Source organism: Brevibacillus sp. SYP-B805, assembly GCF_011059135.1.
Lineage (GTDB): Bacteria > Bacillota > Bacilli > Brevibacillales > Brevibacillaceae > Brevibacillus_F.
The window spans coordinates 142,241-168,683 of record NZ_JAALGD010000001.1 but is presented as its reverse complement, the minus strand read 5'-3'; the positions used below and the strand labels follow the sequence as shown (position 1 = coordinate 168,683).

26 protein-coding genes and 1 pseudogene are annotated in these 26,443 nt (G+C 57.8%); 5 read left to right on the top strand and 22 right to left on the bottom strand.

Features of this window, described 5'->3' with window-relative positions; genetic code table 11:
• Positions 1-132: 132 nt before the first annotated feature.
• The 7 genes from G3578_RS00835 to G3578_RS00805 all read right to left on the bottom strand — a co-directional run bounded on the left by G3578_RS00835 (position 133) and on the right by G3578_RS00805 (position 8,614).
• Positions 133-2,043: a stage V sporulation protein D gene (locus tag G3578_RS00835; RefSeq protein WP_165207696.1), complete on the bottom strand. Its 1,911-nt coding sequence runs from the start codon at positions 2,041-2,043 to the stop codon at positions 133-135.
• Between the two features lie 70 nt (positions 2,044-2,113).
• Positions 2,114-4,303, bottom strand: a complete 2,190-nt coding sequence (locus tag G3578_RS00830; protein WP_481752709.1) for a penicillin-binding protein — start codon at positions 4,301-4,303, stop codon at positions 2,114-2,116.
• A gap of 106 nt (positions 4,304-4,409) precedes the next feature.
• A complete protein-coding gene (ftsL, locus tag G3578_RS00825; protein WP_165207694.1) occupies positions 4,410-4,805 on the bottom strand; it encodes a cell division protein FtsL in 396 nt (131 codons plus the stop codon).
• A 43-nt stretch (positions 4,806-4,848) separates the two neighbouring features.
• A complete protein-coding gene (rsmH, locus tag G3578_RS00820; RefSeq protein ID WP_165207693.1) occupies positions 4,849-5,793 on the bottom strand; it encodes a 16S rRNA (cytosine(1402)-N(4))-methyltransferase RsmH in 945 nt (314 codons plus the stop codon).
• An 8-nt stretch (positions 5,794-5,801) separates the two neighbouring features.
• Positions 5,802-6,233 carry a division/cell wall cluster transcriptional repressor MraZ gene (gene mraZ, locus G3578_RS00815; RefSeq protein WP_165207692.1) on the bottom strand — a complete coding sequence of 144 codons (432 nt, stop codon included), beginning with the start codon at positions 6,231-6,233 and terminating at the stop codon, positions 5,802-5,804.
• Between the two features lie 151 nt (positions 6,234-6,384).
• On the bottom strand, positions 6,385-7,644 hold the full coding sequence (locus G3578_RS00810; RefSeq protein WP_165207691.1) for an adenosylhomocysteinase: 1,260 nt from the start codon (positions 7,642-7,644) through the stop codon (positions 6,385-6,387).
• 70 nt (positions 7,645-7,714) lie between these two features.
• Positions 7,715-8,614 (bottom strand): LysR family transcriptional regulator, encoded by a 900-nt coding sequence (locus G3578_RS00805; protein WP_165207690.1) that lies wholly within the window; start codon positions 8,612-8,614, stop codon positions 7,715-7,717.
• A 135-nt stretch (positions 8,615-8,749) separates the two neighbouring features.
• Here G3578_RS00805 and G3578_RS21335 point away from each other — a divergent pair.
• Together G3578_RS21335 and G3578_RS21330 are read left to right on the top strand one after the other, a co-directional pair.
• A pseudogene (locus G3578_RS21335) lies at positions 8,750-8,971 on the top strand (amino acid permease); the annotation flags it as partial.
• Positions 8,970-9,311, top strand: coding sequence for a hypothetical protein (locus G3578_RS21330; protein WP_481752715.1), 342 nt, complete (start codon positions 8,970-8,972; stop codon positions 9,309-9,311). The pseudogene G3578_RS21335 and the gene G3578_RS21330, both read left to right, overlap by 2 nt.
• Before the next feature lie 92 nt (positions 9,312-9,403).
• Here G3578_RS21330 and G3578_RS00795 read toward each other — a convergent pair whose 3' ends face one another.
• The 11 genes from G3578_RS00795 to G3578_RS00745 form a co-directional block, all read right to left on the bottom strand.
• Entirely contained in the window at positions 9,404-10,459 is a 1,056-nt protein-coding gene (locus G3578_RS00795; RefSeq protein WP_165207689.1) for a hypothetical protein, read from the bottom strand.
• A gap of 12 nt (positions 10,460-10,471) precedes the next feature.
• Positions 10,472-11,878 carry an MBOAT family O-acyltransferase gene (locus tag G3578_RS00790; RefSeq protein ID WP_165207688.1) on the bottom strand — a complete coding sequence of 469 codons (1,407 nt, stop codon included), beginning with the start codon at positions 11,876-11,878 and terminating at the stop codon, positions 10,472-10,474.
• A gap of 128 nt (positions 11,879-12,006) precedes the next feature.
• Complete coding sequence (bshC, locus tag G3578_RS00785; protein ID WP_165207686.1) at positions 12,007-13,638, bottom strand: bacillithiol biosynthesis cysteine-adding enzyme BshC; 1,632 nt, start codon at positions 13,636-13,638, stop codon at positions 12,007-12,009.
• Positions 13,639-13,750: 112 nt separating this feature from the next.
• A complete protein-coding gene (locus G3578_RS00780; protein WP_165207685.1) occupies positions 13,751-14,308 on the bottom strand; it encodes a helix-turn-helix domain-containing protein in 558 nt (185 codons plus the stop codon).
• 98 nt (positions 14,309-14,406) lie between these two features.
• Entirely contained in the window at positions 14,407-14,805 is a 399-nt protein-coding gene (locus tag G3578_RS00775) for a DUF3397 family protein (protein WP_165207683.1), read from the bottom strand.
• A 58-nt stretch (positions 14,806-14,863) separates the two neighbouring features.
• Positions 14,864-15,790 carry a ketopantoate reductase family protein gene (locus G3578_RS00770; RefSeq protein WP_165207681.1) on the bottom strand — a complete coding sequence of 309 codons (927 nt, stop codon included), beginning with the start codon at positions 15,788-15,790 and terminating at the stop codon, positions 14,864-14,866.
• A gap of 201 nt (positions 15,791-15,991) precedes the next feature.
• Positions 15,992-17,518, bottom strand: a complete 1,527-nt coding sequence (locus G3578_RS00765) for an acyl-CoA carboxylase subunit beta (protein WP_481752711.1) — start codon at positions 17,516-17,518, stop codon at positions 15,992-15,994.
• A gap of 29 nt (positions 17,519-17,547) precedes the next feature.
• Positions 17,548-18,321: an enoyl-CoA hydratase gene (locus G3578_RS00760; RefSeq protein ID WP_165207677.1), complete on the bottom strand. Its 774-nt coding sequence runs from the start codon at positions 18,319-18,321 to the stop codon at positions 17,548-17,550.
• An 18-nt stretch (positions 18,322-18,339) separates the two neighbouring features.
• On the bottom strand, positions 18,340-19,236 hold the full coding sequence (locus tag G3578_RS00755) for a hydroxymethylglutaryl-CoA lyase (protein WP_165207675.1): 897 nt from the start codon (positions 19,234-19,236) through the stop codon (positions 18,340-18,342).
• Between the two features lie 52 nt (positions 19,237-19,288).
• A complete protein-coding gene (locus G3578_RS00750) occupies positions 19,289-19,501 on the bottom strand; it encodes an acetyl-CoA carboxylase biotin carboxyl carrier protein subunit (protein WP_165207673.1) in 213 nt (70 codons plus the stop codon).
• 27 nt (positions 19,502-19,528) lie between these two features.
• On the bottom strand, positions 19,529-20,863 hold the full coding sequence (locus G3578_RS00745) for an acetyl-CoA carboxylase biotin carboxylase subunit (RefSeq protein ID WP_165207671.1): 1,335 nt from the start codon (positions 20,861-20,863) through the stop codon (positions 19,529-19,531).
• Positions 20,864-21,124: 261 nt separating this feature from the next.
• Here G3578_RS00745 and G3578_RS00740 point away from each other — a divergent pair, with 261 nt between their 5' ends.
• A complete protein-coding gene (locus tag G3578_RS00740) occupies positions 21,125-21,592 on the top strand; it encodes an N-acetyltransferase (RefSeq protein ID WP_165207669.1) in 468 nt (155 codons plus the stop codon).
• 45 nt (positions 21,593-21,637) lie between these two features.
• On the opposite strand, the gene G3578_RS00735 is transcribed toward G3578_RS00740, so the two are convergent.
• The 3 genes from G3578_RS00735 to G3578_RS00725 form a co-directional block, all read right to left on the bottom strand.
• The gene (locus G3578_RS00735; RefSeq protein WP_165207667.1) at positions 21,638-22,264 is read right to left on the bottom strand and encodes an RsfA family transcriptional regulator; all 627 of its coding nucleotides are present in this window, start codon (positions 22,262-22,264) and stop codon (positions 21,638-21,640) included.
• 144 nt (positions 22,265-22,408) lie between these two features.
• Complete coding sequence (locus G3578_RS00730) at positions 22,409-23,167, bottom strand: enoyl-CoA hydratase-related protein (protein WP_165207665.1); 759 nt, start codon at positions 23,165-23,167, stop codon at positions 22,409-22,411.
• A gap of 241 nt (positions 23,168-23,408) precedes the next feature.
• Positions 23,409-23,783 (bottom strand): Spx/MgsR family RNA polymerase-binding regulatory protein, encoded by a 375-nt coding sequence (locus tag G3578_RS00725; RefSeq protein WP_165207663.1) that lies wholly within the window; start codon positions 23,781-23,783, stop codon positions 23,409-23,411.
• A 211-nt stretch (positions 23,784-23,994) separates the two neighbouring features.
• Here G3578_RS00725 and G3578_RS00720 point away from each other — a divergent pair, with 211 nt between their 5' ends.
• Both G3578_RS00720 and G3578_RS00715 read left to right on the top strand, forming a co-directional pair.
• On the top strand, positions 23,995-24,708 hold the full coding sequence (locus G3578_RS00720) for a helix-turn-helix transcriptional regulator (RefSeq protein WP_165207661.1): 714 nt from the start codon (positions 23,995-23,997) through the stop codon (positions 24,706-24,708).
• Between the two features lie 115 nt (positions 24,709-24,823).
• Positions 24,824-25,090 carry a DUF2626 domain-containing protein gene (locus G3578_RS00715; protein ID WP_165207659.1) on the top strand — a complete coding sequence of 89 codons (267 nt, stop codon included), beginning with the start codon at positions 24,824-24,826 and terminating at the stop codon, positions 25,088-25,090.
• 157 nt (positions 25,091-25,247) lie between these two features.
• Here the strand turns inward: G3578_RS00715 and G3578_RS00710 are convergent, their stop codons facing one another.
• Complete coding sequence (locus G3578_RS00710) at positions 25,248-26,396, bottom strand: class I SAM-dependent methyltransferase (RefSeq protein ID WP_165207657.1); 1,149 nt, start codon at positions 26,394-26,396, stop codon at positions 25,248-25,250.
• Positions 26,397-26,443: the final 47 nt, after the last annotated feature.

Genomic DNA, 26,443 nt, shown 5'->3' with positions numbered 1-26,443 from the left:
CAGGCTGCACCCCAATCTCCATCGAAACTAGTATGGACAAACCCCGGCCGGCTTAAGCCCGAGACCGGCGGCCTTGCGGGGAGCATGGAAACAATCCCCCGCTCCCAAGTTTTCATTGTATCCCTAACGTGTTCATTTGTCACCAAGGTAGATGCGAATTTTCGCCCCCTCTTCCACTTTGACGCCCGGCTCCGGCGATTGTTTCACCACATGCGAGCCCTTTCCGGAGACCACCAATGGCATCATGTAATACGAAGCGGCAATCTCGTTCAGGGTCAGACCCGTAAGATCCGGCACCTCGTAATAGCGCCTGTCGGGATACTTGTATTCCCTTGCAATGGGGCTGGGGCGCTTGGGAACCTGCATGTACTGCAGGGAGGATTCGATGATGTTCCGGACGCTGGGGGCGGCGATCAGACCGCCGAATGCCAGCGCCTTCGGATTATCCACCGCGAAATAGACCAGGATCTTCGGATCGTCCGCCGGGGCAAACCCGATGAAAGAGACGATATACTCGCCGTCCACATACCTGCCGTTGCGCACCTTCTGCGCGGTTCCCGTCTTGCCGCCGACGCGGTAGCCTTCAATATAGGCCTGGCGTCCCGTTCCGCGTGCCACGACGCTTTCCAGCGCATTGCGCACCTTCTCGGAGGTTGCCGCCGTGATCACCTGCCTGACGACGGTTGGCTCCGTCCGGCCGATGATCTCGTGCATCGTGCCGCTGCGCCACTCCTTGGCGATATACGGCTTTAACACCTTCCCGCCGTTGATCGCCGCCGCCACGGCCACCATCTGCTGGATCGGGGTAACCGATACCCCCTGTCCGAACGAGGTGGTTCCCAGTTCGACCGGCCCCACCTTTTTCAGGTCAAACAGCAGGCCGTTTTCTTCGCCCAACAGGTCGATGCCGGTTTTCTGGCCGAACCCGAACTTTTTGATATAGTCAAACAACCGCTCCTTCTGCAGCCGCTGTCCCATCGTCACAAAGCCGGGGTTGCAGGAGTTTTCCACCACTTCCAGCATGGTTTCCTGCCCATGCCCCTGCCGCTTCCAGCAGCGCAGCCGTTTCCCCGCCACCGTGATGTACCCCGGATCGTAAAAATACTCGTTCAGATTGACCACGCCTTCATTCAGCGCGGCTGCCAGGGTGACAATCTTGAAAGTGGAACCCGGCTCGTACGTCTTCCAGATCGGCAGGTTGCGGTTATAAACCTCCTGCGGATAATCCCGGTATTTGTCCGGCTCGTAGGTGGGCCTGCTGCCCATGCCCAGGATTTCCCCCGTATTCGGGTCCATCGCAATCGCCAGCGCATCGTCCGGCTGATAGGCAACCATCGCCTGATCCAGTTCCCGCTCAAGAAAGGACTGGATCTTGGAATCAAGGGTCAATACCATGTCCATCCCGTCGATCGGGGGGATGTACTGCTCCGACCCGCCGGGCATGAGGCGGCCGCGGGCATCGGAGGGATAGGTGATGTAGCCGTCCGTCCCTGCCAGGTATTTGTCATAGATGCGCTCCAATCCGGTCAGTCCCTGATTGTCGATGCCGGTAAACCCCAGGATATGGGCGGCCAGGGAATGATGCGGATAATAGCGTTCGGAATCGTTGGTCACCCAGATGCCGGGCAGAGCCAGCTGCTGAATCTGGCGGGCCTTCTCCTCCGAAATCTTCCGTCCGCCCGGCACGCGCATGATTCTTTCGTGCGCGGTGATGGCTTTCAGGATATCCTCTTCTTTTTGGCCGAGGATCACAGCCAATTTTTTGGCAGTGTCCTGGGGATTTATGATTTGTGCCGGTACGGCCATGATGGACGGCACGTTTTCATTGGTAACCAGTACGTCTCCGTTCCGGTCATAGATGTTTCCGCGATTGGCCACGAAATTAATATTGCGGCTGCCCAACTGTCTGGCTTCTTCCTGCAGCCTGGGGCCCTGGATGAGCTGGATGTAGCCCAACCGGGCGATCAGGGCTGCATACAGGAGAAAACCGGCAACCAAGGCGAAAAAGACGCGGCGGCGTACGGTCACGTTCGAAACCCGCACTTTCGCCCCCCCTTTGCGAATAGGTTTGTCTCTTTCCTACCCTATTCGTCCGGGGGGCTGGTTAGAACCGTTACGGCGCGGAGCCCGGCGCAAGCGTCACCTGCAGGCGCTCCTTCCCCGTAAGCGTCGTCCCCGGGGCAATGCTTTGCTGCCGGACAAATCCCACACCGCTTGGGATCACTTCCAGATGGGCCAATGAGGCAAACTCCATCACTTCCCGCAGCGATTTGCCGCGAAAATCAGGCATTCTGAGCCCGTTTACGCGGTCGGTCACCAGAAAGATCTGGGTATCGCGTCCCACTTTCTCATACGGCGACGGGTACTGCTCCACGATCTTCGTTCCCGTGCCGATCGTCGTCACCCGGAATCCATCCTGCTTCGCCCGCGATTCGGCGATGCTGGTTGCCATGCCCACCAGCTTGGGCATCGTTTTTTCCTCCAGCGGAGTAGCGACGGCGGTCGTCGTCTTCACATCCGGTTTTTGCTGAAGATACTGCAGGCTTTTTTCCATCACCGAATTGAAAATGGGGGCCACCACCAGACGCCCCAGCACGGTGGAGGGCTGGTCCGTCTGCGGATCGTCCACGACGACGTAGACAAGCAGGCGCGGATTGTCCTTCGGGGCAAACCCGATAAACGAGACAACATACCGGTCTTCGGCGATCTTTCCGCTCTCGTCGTAGGTTTGTGCCGTGCCCGTTTTTCCCGCGACGTGATACCCTTCCAGGTTGTACGCCTGCCCGGTCCCGTCGGTGACGACCGTCTCCAGGATGTCGCGCACCTGCTTGGCCGTTTTCTCCGACACAACGCGGCGCACCACCTCGCGATCATACCGTTTCACCACCGCTCCGGTGTGGGGATCGCGCAGTTCCTTCACGATTCGCGGCTTCAGCAGCTCCCCGCCGTTGGCGATCGCCCCGACGGCCGCCACCTGCTGAATGGCGGTGACGGCGACGCCCTGGCCGAACGTGGTCACGGCCACATCGCGCTGGGAAAGAGGATTGTTCAAGTCGCGCATGATGCCTTTGCGTTCGCCCGGCAGCTCAATCCCCGTCTTCTGCCCGATGCCGAAGCGGTCGAAATACTCGCCGAGCAGCTTCTGCTTCAACCGCTCATACCCCAGAATGACAAACGCCACGTTGCTGGATTCCTGCACCCCCCGCAGGAAGGTGATTCGTCCCCAGCCGCGCCCGTTGTTGTGGTCCTTGATGGGCGGCCCCGGCAGCTTTCGGTACATGCCGGACATGTACGTTTCGTTCGGGTTGAACAGTCCCTGCTCAATCGCGGCTGCCAGCGTAATGATCTTGAAGGTAGATCCCGGCTCAAACATGTAGCTAATGGCCGCATTCTCATAATTCTGGATCTCCCAGTACTGGTTCGGGTTGAACTGCGGCCGGTTGGCCATCGCCAGGATCTCGCCGGTATGCGGATCGGAGACCACCACCGTTACCCTTCTCGGCTTGTATTCCTTCTCCGTGTTGTCCAGCGCCTGCTCCACATAATCCTGGATCTGCCGGTCGATGGTCAGCACCACATTCAGGCCGTCCTTGGCCGGTTTGTACTTGTTCTCTCCCTGCGGCAGCTGGTAGCCTGCCCCGTCGCGCATCACCTCCAATTCACCGGGCGTCCCCCGCAGTTCCTTGTCAAACTGCAGTTCGATGCCCATTTCCGCCTTTTCGTCGTTGTCCTTGTAGCTCATATACCCGAGCACATGGGAGGCGAAGCTGTTGTTGGGGTAATACCGCTTGGTCGTATCCACCAGAAAAATGCCCGGAAGCTGGTTGACCTTGGTCGTTTCGCCGTTTGCATCTTTCGGATACTGGAGGGCGAGGATCGCGTCCTTCTGCTCTTCGGAAATCTTGTTGCGCCCCACCTTGCCCAGATCTACCCAAAACACGTCGGTTCTGCTCAGGGCAGCGATCAGTTCTTCCGCCGGCATTTTCAGAATCGGCGCCAGTTTGGTGGCGGTGTAGACCGGATCTTTCACATAGTTATCCTCTACCTGGGCGGCTTCCTTCTCGTTGCGCGGCCGCAGCGCAGCGCGGACGATATACGCCTTCCCTTCGTAAGCCAATGTTTCGAGGTTGCGATCCAGGATCGCGCCGCGCTTCGGTTTGATATCCTTGTCGCGTTCCCATTGGGCCTTCGCCTGCTCCATGATCCAGGAGGCTTCCACCGTTTGTATCCACCACAGCCGCACCCCCATGGAAGTGAACAGCAGCACAAACACCAGCCCAAGCAAAAACACCCGCCAATTCACGCGTTTCCTCATATCCACGGCTTTTCACCCCAAATGTTTCCCGGACTTTCCCAGATGTCTGCATGCAAAAAGAAAAATGTTACCCCCTGCAGGTGCGGTAACATGTCTAGTGATTCCCTTTCGCTGCTTCTGTTTTCTTTGGCTGGCCGCCGATCACCTCAACGGCTCCCGAAGCCGGCACCATGCCTAGTTCCCTGGCTACGGCCTCGATGCGTTCCCGGCTGCTCATCTCCTCAATCTTCTGCTGCAGGGACGCGTTCGTTTCCTGCTGCTCCTTGATTTCCTGCTTCAGGTTTTGAATCTCGTGGTTGTACTCCGAGATTTGGGCATAGCGCGTTCCGACAAAACCGACGCCCGCCACCACCAGCAGGATGAAAAACAGGTACAGGAGCTTTTCCCCCGCCGGCAGGGTCGGTTTGATCTTCACGGTGCGCTTTGACCGGGATGAAGAACGCGCGGGTTCCATGTCCACGGCAAGGTTTCCCCGATAGTAGTAGTTCAAGAGGCTCCCTCCTTCTTTCACCATTTTTTACCGTTTGATATTACTATACTTTTTCACCGATTCTCAACTTAGCCGACCGCGCCCTTGGATTGTGCGTCAGCTCCTCTTCCGTCGGAACGATCGGCTTCCTGGTGACGAGGCGGATCACCGGCTGCCGACCGCAGGTGCAGACCGGAAAGCCCGGCGGACAGATGCAGCCTTTCGCAAACTCCGCGAAGGTTTGCTTGCAGATCCTGTCCTCCAGCGAGTGGAAGGTGATCACGCTGATGCGGCCGCCGGGGCGCAGCAGGCGGATCGCGTCCGTTACCGCGTCCTGAAACGCGTTCAGCTCATCGTTCACCGCGATGCGGATCGCTTGAAACGTCCGCTTCGCCGGATGCGGGCCTGTTCGGCGGGCCGCTGCGGGGATGGCTTCTTTTATGATGTCCACCAGCTGTCCGGTGGTTTGAATCGGTTCCTTCTGACGCTTCTGCACGATCAGCCGGGCAATCCGGCGGGAAAACTTCTCCTCCCCGTATTCCCAGATCACGCTGGCCAGTGTTTCCTCTTCCCACTCGTTCACCACCTCGTAGGCGGAGAGGGGGGCGTCCTGATCCATCCGCATGTCGAGCGGGGCGTCGGCGTTATAGCTGAAGCCGCGCTCTCCTTCATCCAGCTGCGGGGAAGAAACCCCGAGGTCGAAGAGCACGCCGTCCACGCCGGTCAAGCCAAGGTTTGTCACCACCTGCTTGAGGTGGCGGAAATTGCTTTTGACCAATGTCACCTTCTCTGTGTAGGGGGCGAGCCTCTCCTGCGCATGGGCAAGCGCGGCATCGTCCTGGTCGATGGCGATCAGCCTGCCGCCTTCCCCCAACCGGGAGGCGATCAGGCGGCTGTGGCCGGCTCCGCCCAACGTGCAGTCCACATAGATGCCATCCGGCCGGATGTTGAGCCCGTCCACTGCTTCTTCTTTCAAAACCGTGATGTGATGAAACGACAAAATAGTCACTCCCGATGCTACAGATTAAAATCGACGAGCTTTTCGGCGATCTCGCTGAAGGAACCTTCGGATTGACGGAAGTAATCCTCCCAGCGCTCCTTGCTCCAGATTTCCACGCGGTTGGAGACGCCGATCACCACGCACTCCTTTTGCAAACCGGCGTGTTCCCGCAGGTTGGGGGGTATATTTACCCTTCCCTGCTTGTCCCACTCGCATTCGGTGGCTCCGGAGAAGAAGAAGCGGGTGAAGGCGCGTGCATCCGCTTTGGTAAACGGCAGGGACTTCAAGCGTTCCTCCAGCGCTTTCCACTCTTCCATCGGGTAGGCGAACAAACACTGGTCGAGGCCGCGGGTGATGACGAAGGAGGCGCCGAGGCCTTCGCGGAATTTGGCGGGAATGGTCAAGCGGCCTTTTTCGTCGATGCTGTGCTGAAACTCGCCCATAAACATGCCCGCTTCCCCCACTTTCCATCCGCTTTCCTCCACTTTTCCCCACAATTCCCCACTTGGCTACCTATTCGCCATGATAAAAAAAAATCCTGCCTTTGTGAGCAGGATTTTTCCATTCGGTTTTTATGTTTTTGCTGAGGCCTGGACGGCATCACTCCGCCCAGCTTTCCAGATATGCTTTCTGTTCCGGCGTCAGCTTGTCGATCCCGATGCCGAGCGCCTCCAGCTTGTACCGGGCAACCGCCTCGTCCAGTTCGTACGGGACGTTGATCACCTTCTTGCCGATCGTCTGGTAGTTCTTGCTGACATACTCCAGGCTTACCGCCTGCAGGGCGAAGGTCATATCCATGATTTCGGCAGGATGGCCGTCCCCCGCCGCCAGGTTGACGAGACGCCCTTCCGCCAGGAGATAGAGCTTGCGGCCGTCCGCCAGCACAAATTCCTCGATGTCTTTGCGTACGACGCGCTTGGACTTGGCCAGGGCCTCCAGCTCCACCTTGTTCACTTCCACATCGAAATGGCCCGCATTAGACAGGATCGCGCCGTCTTTCATCACTTCGAAGTGCTCTTTGCGGATCACGTCGCGGTTGCCCGTTACGGTGACAAAATAGTCTCCGTGCTTCGCCGCTTCGCTCATCGGCATCACTTCGAAGCCGTCCATATACGCTTCGATCGCCTTGATGGCGTCGATCTCGGTCACGATCACCTTGGCGCCCAACCCTTTGGCGCGCATCGCCACCCCTTTGCCGCACCAGCCGTAGCCGACCACCACAACCGTTTTGCCGGCCACCACCAGGTTGGTGGTGCGGTTGATGCCGTCCCACACGGATTGGCCGGTGCCGTAACGGTTGTCAAACAGATATTTGCAGAAGGCGTCGTTGACCGCCACCATCGGGAACTCCAGCTTGCCTTCCTTCGCCAACGCTTTCAGGCGCAGAATGCCGGTGGTCGTCTCCTCTGCGCCGCCGCGCACCTGGGACAAAAGGTCACGCCGTTCGCTGTGCAGAATGCTCACCAGATCGCCGCCGTCATCGATAATGAGATCCGGACGGGTTTCCAGCGTCTTGATCAGATGGCTCTTGTATTCTTCCGGCGACGGATTGTACCTGGCAAAAACGCGAATGCCGTCTTCCACGAGCGCCGCGCAAACGTCGTCCTGGGTGGAGAGCGGGTTGGAACCGGTGATGGTCACTTCCGCACCGCCGGCCTGCACCACCTTGGCCAGATAAGCGGTTTTGGCTTCCAGGTGAAGCGAGATCGCCACTTTCAGACCGGCAAACGGCTTTTCTTTTTCAAACCGCTCCCGGATCCGGTTCAGCACGGGCATATGTTCTTTTACCCAATCGATCTTCAGGTGACCGTTCGGAGCGAGGGACATGTCTTTGACAATACTTTCTGAAACCATGTTCATACATGGAGCCTCCTTTATGTAACGCATTCAGTCTCTATCTTATCATACACCAAAAAGCGGAACATCCCTTTTATTGTCCCACCGCATGTTTCCCGCCGGTCTGCAAGAGATCGATCAGCCGCTGCTGCGTCTGCGTCACGCGCTTTTTCTTGTGGTAGACGAGCTGGCGGTAGACACGGATCTCCGGGTGGCGGAAGGGCAGGATGGCCAGTCTCCCCTGGCGCACGTCTTCCAGTACGGCCAGCTTGGGCAGCAGGGCCAGGCCCAATCCGTACGACACACACTGCTTGATCGCTTCCAGGCTGCCGAACTCGAGGGAACTGCCGATCGGTTCTCCGGAATCAAGCAAGACCTTCTCCATCTGCATGCGGTAGCTGCAGCCGGTCTCCGTAAAGATCCAGTCTTCTCCGGCAAAATCGGCTACCTCAATCGTTTTTCGGGATGCCAGCCGATGCTCGGGCGAAGCGATGACCACCAGCTCCTCTTCCCCCAGATTGATGCTGACCAAATCCGGATGATCCTGCACCCTGTCCAACAGGAATGCCAGATCGTAAACCCCTTCCCGGATGCCTTGCAGCAGTTCCGGGCAAATGCCCGGTTGGAGCATCAGCTTCATGCGCGGGTGTTCCTGGCGAAAAATCTGCAGGTACGGCGGCAGATAAAAGGCTGCCAGCGATTCGACCGTCCCGATGGTCAGCGTGCCTCCCGACTGCGCCTCCTCCGACAGGTTCACCCTGGCGTCATCCAGGAGGGCCAGCACCTGCTCCGCGTAGCCAAGCAGCGTTTCCCCCGCCGGCGTCAGGCGAATTTTTCTCCCCCACCGTTCAAACAGCATCACCCCAAACTCGGACTCAATATTCTGAATTTGGGTCGTCACGCTGGATTGGGCATAGCCCAGCGCTTCGGCGGCACGGGTGAAGCTTTGGCACTTCGCCACCTCACGAAAGGTTTGCAAATAGCGGGTATCCATGTTTCTCTCTCCTTCGAATCGGCAGTACCGATCCTTTTTATCAAATATTATAGATAATTCTGATGAAAAAGGGTATGGTAAACTGGATGCGCACCAGGAAAACAAAAATGACAAAGAACGAGGTGAGATTCGTTCGTGACACGCGCATCGTCCACACAATCGGCAGGTCTGCACAAAACGCTGGCACTGCCGCAGATTGTCGCCCTATATGTCGGTGCCGTGATCGGTTCCGGCATCCTGCTCATTCCCGGACTGGCGGCGGAGATAGCGGGCCCCGCTTCCATCATCGCCTGGCTGACGATGTCCATCCTGGTGATTCCCATGGCCCTTACGATGGGCTTGCTGCCTGCCATTCATGACAGTAGCCACCCACAGCTACGGAAATGGCATGTCGGAGGCCTCCTTGTCCGTCATGCTTCAGCGGTCGCTTGGCCCCGTTGGCGGCTGGATCGTCGCCGTCACCGCGCTGATCAGTCTGCCCAATGCCACATGCTTTGCCTCTTACATCGGCGGATGCCTGGCCGGCGTTCGTTTGCTGACAGATAGCCGATTGGGACGCGTCTCGGCCTGGATTTCGCTCGTCGTGACAGGCAGCCTGTACCCATCGGTGGGGTGGGCGGCCCTTTATCCGCTCGCCATCGTGCTCGTCCTCTACGGCGTGGAGATGAGAAAACACAGAAAGAGTGAGAACGTCTAGGGAAGAGCAGCATGTTCAAAAAGCGGAAGGGGCTGTCCTTGGGCCATAGCGGCTTTGGGGACAGCCCATCTGTCTGAGTGGTTCGATTTTTGCTACAGCGTTCCAACCTGAACGGATTCCACCTGTTGGCGCAGCTGCTCCAGCATCGCAGGCAGATTCTCCCGGGTAACCTGGTTGCGGCCGGCTTTGATCGCGTCGATGATATACTCGTTGATCGCCCGGGAATGATGCGCCAGATCCTTGTAATTGTCCAGATTAAAGGTAATGCCTGCTTCCTGCTGGAAATCAAAGATCTTGACGTTGGCAAGGGAGCCGACCTGCTCGAACAGGTATTGCTTCGTGTCCAGCTCGTTGTCAAACAGCGCCTTGCTCTTCTCATAGAAGAAACGATGCTGCAGGATCGAATACGGCGGATAATAAAGATAGAAATTGATCTCCGGATGCTGCCGGATCAGCGCGATCAGATTGTCATCCAGATTCGTTTTGATGTTGGCAAACTCGTACTCACTGGGCGTGAACGGCTGGCTGTTCATCACTTTGTTCCATTCCGCCAGGACCACCTGTTTGCCAAAGGCGTAACCGGTCCAGGTATTCAAGCGGTCCAGGCTGACCGGCTGATGCTCGCGTAGCCCGAGCTGTTCCGCGATGATGCGCAGGGAGTCCAGGGTCGTGTCCATGTTGACGAGATACCGCCAATCGTTCAGCGGGTTGCTGTCATAGAAATAGAAGGGAAACGGCCCAAATTCGTCCCGGACACGGTCCGGAGCCCCCCTGAGCGCGAAGTAGTCGACCCCCCAGATCACGTTTTTCACCTTGCCGGTCTCAATGGCCAGCTTGGCGATCATGTACTGCTCCTTCGCGGTCGCGCCCGACATCGACAGCTTCAGCGCCTTGACGCCCAGCTGCCTGTTGACGTAGGACGGCAGGAAATTTTCCGTCATTGAGGTGCCGATAATGATCGTATCGTACTCGTAATTTTTCGCCAAACCCGGATTCTGATAGCGCTGCTGGGTGGAAAAATGGGGCGGGTAGTCCGCTTTCCGGTAAAACTGCAGCGGGTCGACCGTGAAGTTGAGCGCCATCAAGGCAGCCATGCCCGCCAGCGTCATTGCGAGAACCGTGAGTGACCAAATTTTATAGCGCTTCATACGTCCTCCCTGCTAGAACTGAAAATAGAGAAATTCGGAGACGCGGTTCAATCCAATGAGCCCCGCAACGATCAAGACGGAGACGGCAACCGCCCATTTCAGGCCGGGCGTAAAGGACTTGTCCCATTCGGCGCTGTTCTTCCATGTGGAGACAAAGAGAAACGCGATCGCCAGCACGACCAGTTCCTTCCGCCCCCACGGCAGCATGGCGGACGCCCCCGGGTGCAGCAGCCCGATCTGCCGCCAGTTGACCATCCCTTTCAGCACCACCATCGCCTGGGCAAAGCTCTCGGCCCGGAAAAAGACCCAGGCCACGACGACAAACAGGAACGTGCAGAGACGCCCCAACAGCCAGTGCATCCGAAAGCCAAGGCTCCGCCACAGATGGTTGACGACCAGCGCCGCGCCGTGCATGAATCCCCAGACGACGAACGTCCAGGCGGCCCCATGCCACAGACCGCCCAGCACCATCGTGATCATCAGGTTCAGGTAGCGCCGGAATGCTCCCCTCCGGTTGCCGCCCAGCGCGATATACAGGTAATCCCGCAGGAAACGGGAGAGCGTCATGTGCCAGCGCCGCCAGAAATCGATAATGGAGTCTGCCTTGTATGGCGATTGGAAGTTTTGCGGCAGCTTGATGTTAAACAACAGCGCGATCCCCAGCGCCATGTCGGTATATCCGGAGAAGTCGAAGTACAGCTGGAACGTATAGCTCAAGGCCGTTGCCCAAGCTTCCGTCATCGTGAGGCTGGCCGCCGAGAATCCGGGATTGGCCCAGGTGGCAAACGTGTCGGCAATGACCACTTTCTTGAAGAGACCGATGCCGAACAGCAGCAGGCCATGGGAAATGTTGCGCCAGTTGATCACTTTGGCCCGCATGTTTTCAAACTGCGGCATCATTTCCTTGTGATGCAGGATCGGTCCGGCGATCAGATGCGGGAAAAACGTCACGAACAGGACATAGTTGACAAAATTGTACTCTTTCGACGTCCCTTTGTAGGTATCCACCAGATAGGCGATCTGCGTAAAGGTGAAGAAACTGATCCCCAGCGGCAGCACCAGGTGCAGGAACGGAAAATGGGCGGAAAACAGAAAATTGATATTCGCCAGAAAAAAGTCCGCATATTTGTAATAGCCCAAAAACGCCAGATTCATCGTGACGCCGAAGATCAACAGCGCCTTCTTGCCCCCCTGGCCGAGCGCGTCCCTGGACAGGAGGGTGCCCACCGTATAGTTGAACAGGATGCTGCCCAGCATCAGCGGCAGGTTGTTCACATTCCACCAGCTGTAAAAAAAGAGGGAGGCCAGCGCCAGCCAGGCGATCGCCAGCTTCGTCAGGCGGCAGCGGTTCAGCAGAAAATAGACCGTAAACGTGATCGGCAGGTAGAGAAAAATAAATTCGTATGAATTAAACAGCAATGTCGCCAGCGCATCCTTTCCGCATGAAATACTCGCAGTAAACTATACCCTTCCATGCAAATCACGTCAACCCGACTGACTCCAAATATGAAAAAATCCTCCAGCCCGATCCCGGCTGGAGGATGGCGTTACAACCAGACGATCTTGTGATCCGGATCCGCGGAGAACGGCAGCTCCACGAGCCGATCCACCAAATCGGCCCCATGTTTGTTGGCGAAGTAAAAATATGTATAGACCCGCTCCTGCCACTTCCCCCCGGGCAGAAGCGCCGTTTCAATCCGGCCGATCCGGGAGAGAGTGACCGCATGCCGCTCGAATAAAGACCGCTCTACCCGCTGCTGGAGGAAATCCACCTGCGCCAACAGGCGATCCGCGTTCTTCCGGGCAAGCTCCGCGAGCCCCCTGTCAAACTGGATCACCTGTTCCACTAGCGGCTGGTAACGGGATTGAAACTCCTGTCTGACAGCGGAGAATTGTGTCAACAAATCTTCGGCCGCAGCATCCGCATCCATCCGGGCCAGCCATTCCTGCTTCCACGCGTCAAAACGCTGCAGGACGGTCGGAAGATCCAGGGAGAGCTGCTCCAGGTGGCGCGCAATGGCGCCCTCCACCAAGGTAACCGACATGCGCGGCAGCACAATCGGCATCTCGAAACCAAAGTGGGCAAACAGCTCCCGAAAATAGGCCCAATAGGCGATTTCACCGGGCCCGCCGACAAACGCAAGCGTGGGAAACAGGAACTCCTGCATCAGCGGCCGGGATACCACATTGGCGCTGAAACGCCGGGGATCGTCGGCCAACAGCCGCAGCAGCTCTTCCCGGCTACAGGCAAAACGGCCATCTTTGGTCTGGAAACGATCCCCCTCCCGCTCCAGAAGCAGCCGCTGCCCGTCCACATAAAGAAACAGGTTGGCCTGCCGGGGATCGATCTGCAGCTGCGGCGGATAGCCCGCCCGCCTGATGCGCGCATCCGCCTCCCCGATGATGGCGGCGATCCGTTCGTTCTGCCTGATGATCTCCTGAAAGACGGGCTGTTCCAGCTCCCGTATGAAAGGACAGGAAGATTCCACGAAGACAAGCCCGTGCTTGCCGAACAGCTGTGCCATGATGCGGGCGAACCAGTCGGCAGGCGTCCTGGCGTCCCGCGCCGCCTCCCGAACAAGCCGCCGCAAGGAAGCGGTATGCTCCGTCTCGGCGACTTCTCCGAAAAATGCGGAGACCAAGCGCTCACAGGCTTCCTGGTCAAGCGGCAGCATGCTGGCCGAAATTTTCCCTGCCTTTGGCAGCTCCATCCTGATCTTGCGGATGCCCTCATCCCCCGGAAGATACAGGTGGTTGATCTCGTCCAAGTCGTGATCTTCCCCGGCAATCCAGAAGACCGGCACAACCGGAACCTTGTATCTTTCCTCCAGCCGCCGCGCCGCCAGGATCACATGGAGCGCCTTGTAGATCGTGTACAAGGGGCCGGTCAGCACGCCCGCCTGTTGGCCGGCGATCACGACCAGCCCACGCTCGCGAAGCTTGGCGATCTGGGACAAGGCGAACGGATGATTGCCGATGCTCTGGTTGTAGGCGTACAGACCGTCAGCCAACCGATCGCGGTGCGGATAGGAACGGCTGTACAACCATTCCAGGCGCTTGCCGTAGGAGCTCTCCTCAAAGGGCGCATACGGGAAGAACAACATGGCTTCTTTTCTTCCCCGCACATAATCGCCGACCAATGAATTGGCCGGCAGCAGTGGCACGTTCTCTATTTTCATCGGATGGTCCTTCCTTTGTCGCATTCTCTGCAAATTATAGCAGATTTGCGCGCCCCAAAAAATAAGACAACCCTTCGAAATGGGTTGTCCCGGACGTTCAACGTGCCGTTTTTCAGAATTGCGGGGGGGTCAACGCCCAGACCAAAACGGCTTCTTCATCCCCGGCATTCTCCACCGTACGGTTTTGCGAGCTGGCAAAATACAGGCTGTCGCCGGCTTGCAGCTGATGCACTTCCTCCCCCACGCGGACGATGACGCTGCCCCTGATGATGACCAGGCATTCCTCGCCGTCCTGCTGGATAAACTGATCGCATACCGTATCCCCCGGCTGCAGCCGCACCTCCATCAGCCCCAGCTTGCCGCCGGAGCCGGCCGACAGCAGCGAATAGGTTCCGGACGATTCAGGGAAGATCACCTGTTTGCGCTTTTCCTTGCGTGTCAGGTGGACATGCTTCTGGTTGACGTCTTCAAAGAAGTGGATGATGGACGAGTCCAGCGCCCGGGTAATCCGCCACAGGGAATCGAGGGAAGGCTGGGAGATCCCCCGTTCCACCTGACTGAGCAGACCCTTGCTCAAACCGGTTTTGTTCGCCATCGTCTCCAGGGTAAAGCCTCTTTCTTTTCGGATCATCCGAATCTTGTTTCCGATCATTTCTATCGGAAGACGCATGCCAATCAACCTCTTTCACCACGAAACTTTTATATGCCCGAAAAGGGCGGTGTCCCCGTTTTCGAACCGCAGGAAGCGTTATGTACATGTAACCGGTGCTATCCAAGCTGAATCGTTTTCCAGACGCCTGTGGTAAACAGGAACAGGTACGCGAGACAGAACAGAAAAAAGCTGATTCGCCAGATGGAAAAGCTGATTTTGCGCAGCGAGATCCTGCCGCGGAACCGGATTTGCAGCCACGCGATCAACAGGAAGAGGCCGAGGAACAGCAGGGCGATCCACCACCATGCGGACCAGGCATCCGGCCAAAGCAGCGAATACGCCGTTACCACCGCATGAATCAGCAAAAGATTCGTAATATTCACCGCCCACCGAACGGCATAGCGCTTGTCCTTCTTCCACCGGAACACAGCGAAATAGACAACCGCGAAGCCGATGAAAGGGAAGGTGGCGCCAACTCCCCACATGTATGCGCCTACATTTGTCAACATGGACATGCTTCGCCACTCCCTCCACCATTCATTCGCACGCTCGGTGTGCATCCGAAAAACGCGTTTAGCCCTTTGGTCGCATCTGTTCCTTCAGACGAATGAGTTGTCGCAACGTTTCATGTTTGGGTGTCGAAATGCCGTATTTTTTCCCTGTGTTGACGATATAGCCGTTGATCGCCTCGATTTCTGTCTGTTTGCCGCTGCGCAAATCCTGCAGCATGGATGACGTATTTCGGGAAGTATTTCGGCAAATGGTTAGAATTTCCTGCCAGGATTCTTCAGGAATTTTTTGTCCGGCACGGTTGGCAACGGCAGACGCTTCGTCGAACAGCTGCCGCATCATCTGCAGGATGTCGGGCACCTGCAGCAGAAAGCCGTTGGGAACCTCGAACAAGGCGGTCAACGGATTGATCAGCGCATTGATCAGCAGCTTCCTCCAGAGAACGACGCCGATTTCTTCCCAATACTCGGCGGCGATACCGGAGCGCCGCAGCAGCTCCACGAACCGCTCCACCAGGTCGTCCTTCTCCTTCCGACTGCGCCACGGCCCGATCCGCAGCACCCCCGTCCCCGTATGTTCAACGGCCACAGGCGACAAGCGGCGGGCGCCTTCCGTGTTGACGCCCAGATACAGCTGATCAGGGGCAATCACCTCTGCCAGCCGTTCGCCGTGTCCCATGCCGTTCTGCAGCGCCAGCACGCGGGCCGATCCGGCAATCCGCGACAATGCAGGCAATAGGTCGGCAAGATCGGTCTGCTTGACCGCCAGGAGGTACAGATCCGCTTCGGGCAGCGGTGACGATGCGGGCGACGCCTCCATGGGGACAGGCATGCTGGACCCATCCAGCCTGTGCAACAGCAGTCCTTCCTTCTGCAGCCGATCCGCCTGCTCCGCGCTGCGCGTCACCACGTGCACCCATGCTCCTCCCAGCTTGAGCCGCGCCGCCAGCAGAAGCCCGACCGATCCCCCGCCGATGATCACGATTCGCATCCGTATGCCTCCACTGCATCAAATCTTTTGCTGATGAATACTAATTTCAAGCATACCAAAGTTTACTAAAGGCATCAATTCATTGGAAAAGTTTTGAACCCCGCCGACGCCAACAAGGGCCCCCAACCATAACCCCGCTATCTACCAAAACGAAAAAACTGCCGTCCCCCTGGCGTTGGACGACAGTTCGGCTTCTTTTCGTTAAACAGGGTAAACGGGGTGCTTGCGGTCGGTAAAGATCTGCCGCTTGCTTGCGTAGACGGCGAAGCGGTTGATCAGCTCCTGCCGCAGCCCGGACGGGGCCACGATGGCGTCGACAATCAGATCGGACGCCAGCAGATACAGGTCGATGTCCTGCTGATATTCACGCCGCTTCTCCATAATGAACGCCTGGCGCTCCTGCGGGTCTTCGATCGCCTGGATCTTGTTGCTGTAGACGGCATTCACCGCCGCTTCCGGCCCCATCACGGCGATCTGCGCGCCGGGGAGCGCGAGGCACGCATCGGGTTCGAACGCCGGTCCCGCCATCGCGTACAGGCCGGCCCCGTAAGCCTTGCGCACAACCACGGAAATCTTCGGCACGGTCGCCTCCGCCATGGCCGAAATCATTTTCGCGCCGTGGCGGATGATGCCGGCCCGCTCCACCGCCGTCCCGATCATGAAACCGGGTACGTCAGCCAGGAACAGCAGCGGAATATGAAACGCGTCGCACAGGTTGATAAAGCGGGCCGCCTTGTCTGCGGAATCGACGAACAGCACGCCGCCCTTGACACGCGGTTGGTTGGCGATGATGCCGACCGGCTTGCCGTCCAGACGGGCGAGGCCCGTGATCAACTCCTGGGCGAACAGCTTCTTGATCTCAAAGAAGGAGCCTTCATCCACCAGCGCGTCGATAAAATCATGCATGTTAAACGGGGCGTTCTGGTTTTCCGGCACGATCGTCGCGATATCCCTGGCGTTGGGATTGGGCGCCTTGGGCTCGGCAACCGGCGGCCTTTCCGTATAGTTGGACGGGAAGAAGGTGAGATACCGGCGCGCAGCAAGGATCGCCTCTTCCTCATTGGCTGCCAGCACGTCGCCGCAGCCGCTTACCGAGCAGTGCATGCGCGCGCCGCCCAACTCTTCCAGCGTCACTTTTTCCCCGATCACCATCTCGGCCATGCGGGGGGAGCCCAGGTACATGCTGGCGTTCTGATCCACCATGATCACGATGTCGCAAAACGCCGGAATATACGCGCCGCCCGCCGCCGACGGCCCGAACAGGATGCAGATCTGCGGGATCTTGCCGGACAGCTTGACCTGATTGTAGAAAATGCGGCCCGCTCCGCGCCGTCCCGGGAACATCTCCAGCTGATCGGTAATGCGGGCGCCCGCCGAGTCAACCAGGTAGATGAGCGGCACGCGCATTTTCTCCGCCGTCTCCTGGATGCGGATGATTTTTTCCACCGTCCGGGAGCCCCAGGAGCCGGCTTTTACCGTGGAATCGTTGGCCATGACGCAGACGGTCTGGCCGTTCACCCTGCCGATGGCGGTGACGACGCCGTCCGCCGGCAGATCGCCTGCCAGGAAATTGGCGAACAGGCCGTCCTCCACCATAAAGTCGTCGTCAAACAACAGCTTCAGCCGGTCGCGGACAAAAAGCTTGTTCTGTTCCTTCAGCTTGGCGTGGTATTTCGCGTCGCCCCCTTTTTCCACCTGGGCGATCCGTTGGCGCAGCGTTTCTTCCATATGATTGCTCAACACGGTTCCCTCCTGTTCTACTCTCCGCGATAGACGGGCTTGCGCTTTTCCTTGAACGCTTCCAGTCCTTCCAGACGGTCTTTCGTGGGAATCAACACCTGGTAGGCATTGCTTTCGATGGCGAGGCCGGTAGCCAGATCGGCTTCGAGGCCGAAATCGATGGCATACTTGGCCTGCGCCAGCGCGATGGGAGCATTTTCCGCCATGCGGTTGGCCAGTTCAAATGCGGCCGCCATCACCTGATCGTCCGGCACCACCCGGTTCACCAGGCCGATGCGCAGCGCTTCGGCCGCCGGCACGCGGCGTGCCGTAAAGATCAGTTCCTTGGCCACGCCTTTGCCCACAAGACGGGGCAGGCGCTGGGTTCCGCCCGCTCCGGGAATAATCCCGAGGGCGGTCTCCGTCAGCCCCATTTCCGCCGTGTCGCTCATCACCCGCAGGTCGCAGGCAAGCGCCAGCTCCGTTCCGCCGCCCAGAGCAAGGCCGTTGATGGCGGCGATAACCGGCTTGGGCAGCCGCTCCAGCTCGGTAAACGTGTCCCGGATGGTTCGGATGTAGCGCTGCACCTGCTGCTCGGTCATGGTCCGCCTTTCCTTCAGATCGGCCCCGGAACAAAACGCTTTGTCTCCCGCTCCGGTGACGATCAAGACACGCACCTCCTTGTCGAGGGCGATGTCGGCAATCAGCTGCCGCATGGCGAAAAGCGTCTCCAGATTCAAGCAGTTATAGACCTCCGGCCGTTCGATCGTAAGAACACCGACCAGCCCTTCCTTCCGAAAGCTGACAGTCACATCCATTCCCCTCCTACATCAGGCTTCTTTGGCGGCGCAGTGCGCTTTTAACATCTTGGAGGGCAGATCCCGTCCGAGCTCCTGTTGGATAAAGGCACCTGCCTCCAGCAGCTTCGGCAGATCGACACCCGTCCGGTATCCCATGCCTTCCAGCATGTAGACCAGGTCTTCGGTGGAGATGTTGCCGGCCGCTCCCGGGGCATACGGGCAGCCGCCCAGCCCGCCGATCGAGCTGTCGAAGGTGCGGATTCCCTCGTCTAGAGCCGCCACCACGTTGGCCAGTCCGGTTCCCCGCGTATCGTGGAAGTGGGCGGCCAAGCGCTCCGATCCAAATGCTTTCACAAGCGCCCCGAATTTCTCATGCACCTGTCTAGGCGTCGCCACCCCGATCGTATCCCCGATGGAGACTTCATAGACCCCCATGGCGAGCAGCGCTTCGGTTACCCGCAGACTGTTGGCGATCGGGACGTCCCCTTCATAGGGGCAGCCAAAAACCGTGGAAACATAGCCGCGTACGCGCAGCCCCATGCCGTGCGCCTCTTTCACCACTTCCGCCAGGACGGGGAAGGTCTCCGCGATCGATTTGTTGATGTTTTTTTGATTGTGCGACTCGCTTGCCGACATGAAAACCGCGATCTCCTGCAGCCGCGTCTCTTTCACCCGCTCCAGCCCGCGCAGGTTGGGCACCAGCGCGCTGTAGGTGACGTCCGGATGCTGTTCGATGCCGTTCAGCACCTCCACCGCGTCAGCCAGCTGCGGAATCCATTTCGGGTTGACGAAGGAAGTCGCTTCGATATAGCGCAGCCCGGCCGCAGAAAGCCGGTTGATCAAGCCGATTTTCGCCTGCGTCTCCACGATCTCCCGCTCATTCTGCAAGCCGTCGCGCGGACCCACTTCCACAATGCGTACCTGCATCCGCCTTCTCCTCCCTCCAAACCTAGCGAGCGCTCAGTTGGCAAACATGCGATTATTCCAGCACGAGAACGGTGTCCCCTTCGTTGACGAAATCGCCCACATTCACTTTCACTTCGGCCACTTTGCCGCCTGTTTCCGCCGCAATCGGCACTTCCATCTTCATCGATTCCATCACGATGACGTCCTGACCGGCGTTTACGCTGTCTCCGATGTTCACCAGCACATTGATCACGGTGCCTGCCATCGTGGCTGTCACATGTTTCATTCCGCAACACTCCTCTATTGTAGAATCTTACTTTCTTCTATTCTGTACGAATTGGGTGGTGTAGATGCCCTGCTGAAAATTATCGTCGCGCAGCACTTCCAACAGGAACGGGATGTTGGTCTTGATGCCGGTGAGACGGAACTGTTCCATTGCGGCGATCGCCCGCTGCACGGTTTCTTCCCGCGTCGCCCCGGAGACGATCACCTTGGCGATCATCGGATCGTAAAACGGCGTCACCTGCGTTCCCGCCTCGACCGCGTCATCGATGCGCACATGCTCCATGCGCGGCGGCTGATACTCGGCAATCGTGCCCGGGGATGGCAGGAACGTGACCGGATCTTCCGCATACACCCGCAGCTCCAGCGCGTGGCGCAGCGCCTTCACATCGGACTGCTGCATCCGCAGCGCCTCCCCGCGTGCGACCGCCAGCTGCAGGGCCACCAGATCAAGCCCCGTCATCTCCTCCGTCACCGGATGCTCCACCTGCAGCCGCGTATTCATCTCCAGGAAGTAGAAATTCTTCTGTTCATCCATGATGAATTCGACGGTTCCCACGCCGGTATAGCCGACGGCACGGGCGCAGGCAACGGCAGCCGCGCATATTTTTTCCCGTGTCGCCTCGTCCAGGAAGGGAGACGGGCTTTCTTCCAGCACCTTCTGATGGCGGCGCTGGATGGAACACTCGCGCTCCAGCAGATGCAGGATGCGGCCGTGTTCGTCCCCCACGATCTGCACTTCGATATGGTGCGGGTTCTGGACATACTTTTCCAGAAACATCGTATCATTGCCAAAGTATGCTTTTGCTCTGCCTTTTGCCGATAGAAACGCCTGGCGCAGCTCATCGTCGTTTTGCACCACTTGCATGCCGATCCCGCCGCCCCCGGCGCTTGCTTTCAGCATGACCGGATAGCCCATCTCGGAAGCCTGCTGCACCGCTTCTTCCGGGGTCTCCATCCGTCCCTCAAAGCCCGGTACAACCGGAACTCCCGCTTCCCGCATGATCTGCCGGGCGGTCACCTTGTCTCCCATCCTGGCGATCACCTCGGGTGCCGGACCGATGAACAGCAGGCCCGCTTCCCGGCAGCGTCGGGCGAAGTCGGCATTTTCCGACAAAAGCCCGTATCCCGGATGGATGGCATCGGCCCCCGTCGAGACGGCTGCCCCGATGATGGCGTCGATGTTCAGATAGCTTTGCGGAACAGGAGGCGGCCCGATACATACGGCCTCGTCGGCTTCCCGCACAAACGGCATGGCCCTGTCCGCTTCCGAATGCACAGCCACCGTGACAATCCCTTCTGCCCGGCAGGTGCGGATGATGCGGCGGGCGATTTCACCCCGGTTTGCAATCAATACTTTGCGCATGCATACTCTCCCTTCCTAAGGATCAATCCCCGTCCGGCACAGGCGCATGGCCTGCCGCACGGAAAGAAAACGCTTACAAACCTTCCTGTGCTGTCGCCTTTGTCCACACTTACTATTTTGCCATGTTTATTCCAATAGTTCTAGGAAAAAATATTATCTCCCCGATGGTATTTTCATGACACTAGAGAATTTGTCACGGCGTTTGTGTATAATAAAAACGATGATGGTTTAGGAAAAGGCTTGGGAGGAGTGCATGGCCTTATGTATGAAGTGAAACGTTTATGCATCAACTATAAGACGCTTGAGGAGTTTCAAAAATTCCGGGAATTCGGTCTCGAAGAGCTTTCGATGAAGGAAGATCTGGAGGCCAATATCGTGGAGAACGATTCGGAATCCCCGTTTTACGGCATCTACCATCATGATCGTCTGATCGCCCGGATGAGCCTGTACAAGATCGATGCGAAGTACGATCGTTACTTCAAGCCGGCCCAGGATTACTATGAGCTGTGGAAGCTGGAAGTGCTTCCCGACTATCGCGGCAAAGATTACGGCACCGCGCTGGTCAACTATGCCAAAAGCTTCGGCCTGCCGATCAAGACGAACTCCCGCTGCCGCGCGGATGAATTCTGGCTGAAAATGGGCTTCACCCCGGTCAAGTACAATCCCGTGCGCGACCGCGGGGAAAATCCCTATGTATGGCTGCCCGAAGGCGTGGGCATGCAGGAGTAGGAACGAAAAAGAAGCGGTCTCCCCGCTTCTTTTTCGTTTTCGCCGTTATTTTTCCACCCGTTCCAGGTTTCCGTTTTCATCCATTTTAAAAACGGCTTTCGCGTTGGACTCCTCTTCCTGCAGGAACGCCAGCTTGCGCGCCCTTTCCATGATCTGGATCAGCGCCTTGTAATCCTCGTTGACCCCCTGGACAGCCTCCAACTCTTGTTTCATCCGCGCGTTTTCTTCTCTCAATTCTTTTATTTCGTTCTCCTTCTCCGCCAGCTCCTGCTCCAGCTGCTGCACGCGCCGGAGGGTCTCCTTCACATTGGTCAGGAGCCGGATGGCGCCTGCAACCTGCGCCTCCTCTTCCTGGGCGGAAGCAGCGGCTGTCTTCACCGGCAGCTTCACGGCGGACGTTTCCGTGGCAAGCTCCGTATTCACATGATGGAGACGTCCCATTTTTTTCAACTGCTGCCGCTGACCTTTGGCAATGGCGATGGCGGCATCATATCGTTTGCGAACGGTGCTGTTCCACCGAAAGCCGCAGGCAGCGGCTGTACGACCCAGCCGTTGTCCCACTTCCTCAAAGGCAGCCAGCTGCGTGCCGCCTTCCCGGATATGCCGCAGCGTAACCTCGGCCAGTACCAAATCGTCGTCTTCGGTCCATGCATCTTGTCTGGAAGCTACCATACTGTACGTCCCTCCCGTAACCTTAAAAAGGATGATGTAGTTTCATCCTATGCTTTTCCCTACTCTCATAGAATCGCTTTCTACTAGAAAAAGTATGTCCAAGCAAGGTTTTCTTTAAACGGCAGGGTCGTCTCATTCTACAATCTATTCCTTGCGCAGGAAACGCTCGATGGCGGCAGCATGCGCCGGGCTCCCCCACATTCCGGCGCACTGTTCGATCTCCCGGCGAACCCGCTCTTCCAGGCTGATGCCGGATCGTTTCCAGGCGAGCAGGCGCATATAGGCCATGATGCTGTCAAGCGGCTGACGCGCGATTTTGGCGGCGAACGCCAACGTCTCCTCCCTGAGGGCTTCGTCCTTGCAGAGCCGGTCGAGAAAGCCCAGTTCCAGCGCCTGTGCTGCCGAAACCCTTTCGCCCGTCAGCAGGAGGGTCAGGGCTTTCGACTCCGGCAGAAGCTGGAAAAGGCGGCTCCCTCCGCCCCATCCGGTGGTGATGTGCATCCCGATCTGGACGAAGCCAAGCACAGCCCGTTCGGCGGCGAAACGAAAATGGCAGGAAGCGGCAAATTCGCAGCCGCCTCCGACAGCCGTCCCATTGATCATGGCAATGGTCGGCTTCGGGAAGTCCGCAATGGCCGTCAGCAGGCGGCCCACCTTTTCCAGCAGGGGATGTGCCTGATCCCGGCCTCTCGCTCGACCGAACTGCTCCAGGTCCCCGCCGGAAATAAAGGAGGAGCCGGCACCGGTGAAGATGACGACTTTCACGTGCTCATCCGTCCGGCACCGGTCAAGCACGGTCATCAGTTCATCCGCCATCTCCAGGTTGATGGCATTATGGACATGGGGGCGTGATAGGGTGATGAGCGCGATGCCATTGGTAATCTCAAACCTGAGTGTGTTCACATGGGAGCATCCTTTCCATGAGGGAATCGTTCCGTCTTTTTCCTCATTGTAGCGGACCCGTCCCCATGAGAAAACCCCGCCGACTTAAGCTGACGCTCTACCCACTCGGCGATAGCTATCGCTGTGCCGAGTGGGGCCCTTGCTGATGTCGACGGGGGCCCCCAACCTTTCCCACTTCGCTTTAGCGCTTTAAAGATTTTAAACTTTCCCTCCGGTATGCTATATGCAGCTGCTGCTAGATTTATGATGACAACAAATTTTTCATGGCGGACGAATTGTAGCCGATGATCACATGTTCCCCGTCTGTGAGGATCGGCCGTTTCAGCAGGCGCGGATCGTCGCTCAGCATTTCCAGCAATTCGCTGACGGTCATCTCGTTGATGTCCACATCCAGATTCTTGAATGTCTGGCTCCGCCGCGACAGGAGCTCATCCGTACCGCTGTTCGTCTTTTTCATGATCTCCAGCAGTTCCTCCGCAGTCGGCGGGTTGCGGAAAAGATGGCGCTCCACATACGAGACGCCATGCTCCTGCAGCCACTGCTTCGCCTTGCGACAGGAGGTACAGCTCGGATATGTATAGAATGTGATTTTGCGTGCGGGTTGTGCTGCAGCCATGGTAATCCCTCCAGATCCACTTTTTTTCTAAGCAACATGTTGGATGGCTTCATTATAATTTTCATATTTACACTATGTCAATAGTGTTAAGTATAATAACTAGAGTGACGCATGCAGGCTGCAACTGCAATCCATCCGTCCATTCATCTTAACAACGACGGCAAAATCGGCTAAACTAAAACAAAATACTGCATGAAAGGGGGAACCAAGCATGGGTAGCGATGCCCAAAAATTGACGAGCGCTTTGGCTGATCCGACGCGCTTTTCGATTTACCAGTTCGTGGCTGCCAGCAAGGATGCGCTGACGGTGCAGGAGATTGCCGACCATTTTGCCATCCATCCCAACGTCGCGCGCCTGCATCTCGGCAAACTGGAAGACGTCGATCTGATCAAATCGTTTCCCGACAAGAGCGGCAAAGGCGGCCGTCCCTGCCGTTTGTACGCGCTGTCCGATCAAGTCGTCAGCTTGCAATTCCCCCCGCGGGATTACCAACTGCTTGCCGAAATCGCCATTGAAAGCCTTCTTTCCCTGGGAGAAGTGGGGGAACAGGCATTGATCAAGATGGGCTACCGGATCGGCAGAGAGATGGCCAAGCGCGCCATGGAACAGCACCCGATCGATCCGGCAGCGGCTCCGCTGGAAGAAACCCTTGCACACATCAACCGCCTCGTTATCGCGCAGGGTCTGAAGCCGGATATCGAATGCGTCGATGCGGGCACCATCCGCTTCCGTGTGTACAACTGCACCTTTTCCGAAACGGCGCGCCGTTTTGCCAACAGCGTCTGCAAGCTCCACAACTCCATGCTGACGGGAATATTTGAAGCATACTTTGGAGAGATTGAGTTGAAGGAAGAGAATTCGATGCTGACGGGCTGCAAAGCGTGCAGCTATACGCTGGTGAGACTGCAGAAGCAGACCGTCTGACAGCGTCATAAAACCGTCATACCTTCTGTGTTTACACTCCACTTCCTGTCCTTTATAATGAGGGAGGAATCTTGTAGCAAATCTTGCCGACAACTGTGAAAAGGGGGGTATACATATGGATCGCATGTACCGTGTACTCGGATTCTGGACCCTGATGATTGCGCTGATGGCCTACTGGGGCGGCCTGTATCCGATGGCACTCATCTTCTTCAGCTTAACGGCGTTCTTTGTGGCACTCAGCTACCTGAACCTTTCGGAAAGAACATACCTCAACATTTTCTTCGGTTTCATGTTCTTGTCATTCGTCTGCTTCACCTACTACACGTTCTTCAAGATGCCGGTCGGCGGCGGCGAACATTCTTTCCTGCAAATGATCCTGTAGGACCAAAAAAGATGCTCCTCTGCGAGCATCTTTTTTACTTGGGGCCCCGCCCGGCGCAGGGGGATCCCACTCGGCACAGCGATAGCTAACGCCGAGTGGGAAGAGCGTTTGCTAACGCCGAGCGGGTGAAGCGATCGCTTAGGCCGGGTGGGTGATTTCATGTCCAAAACGATGTGTTGTGCAGGAATCGCAGGGGCAGATCGGCGGGGATGCCTTTCGCCTGCACCAGCACGCGGAACACCCCGCCCATGCCTTCCGGTGATATCAGCTGCCGGATCGCCCGGTTGCGCCGCATCGCCTCGCTGGCAAACGGGTCGCGATCCTGGTGCTCCGTGAGCTTGGTCAGGATGCCGCTGCGCAGCAGAAACTGATCCTGCCTCATATACGCGACCGGCAGAAGCCCCGCCGCTTCCCCCCACCGGCGCAGGGCGGAAAAGTTGACATGAGCGGTCATATCCTGTTCCCCCACGTAAATATAGGGATTGTCATGGGCCTGGTGGCGGCGGTAGCACATCAGCGTTCCCCGCTTGCGGGAAGGATGGTAGAGAAGTTCCTCCTCGTCTCCGTAATCGATCGTGATCACATACCCGCGCTTCAGCAGGCACGCCGCTGCGGTGATGGCCGCTTTCATCCCCAGGTTGACTTCGATGCGGGACCCCGCCTCCACCTGCGGTTCGGCCTCCGCCAGATATTCCGCCACAGCCTCTGTCAGGGAGGGCAGCAGCACCTCTTTCAGCGAGCTGCTCTCCTCGTCCCAGCTTACGCCCACCTCATGCCAGCCGTCTGCCCGCTTTTCCAGGATGTGTACCGGAAAGGCATCCAGCCATTCGTTGGAGAGAAGCACCCCTTCCACCCGCTCCGCCGCTGCCGCTTCCTCGATCGTATCATACCAGGTTATCGGACACGCACAATCGGCCAGGGCCTGCTGCTGCAGCTCCCGGTGATAGGGACTCGCCTCCACCAGCACGAGACGCATGCGGGCATACCAGGGGGGAGCCGCCGTCCGGATCCGTTCCGCGACATGCCGGACCAGCGAGCCTGTCCCGCCCCCCGCTTCCACCAGCACCGGCTCGGTCATGCCCGTTTTCTCCCACATCTCCAGCACGACATCGGCCAAGGTCTCGGCAAACACGGGATGCACCGTCGCACTTGTATAAAAATCCCCCTCTTTGCCCACTTTCGCACGGGCCGAGGTATAATAGCCCAGCTGCGGGTGATAAAGGGCAAGCTCCATGAAGCGGGAAAACGGCACGGCGCCCGCTGCGCTGCCCAATATTTCGTCCCGAATGTAGTGAAGCAGTTCCATCGATCATATACTCCTATCGAGCGATTATTTACTCCCCACGTGTTCCG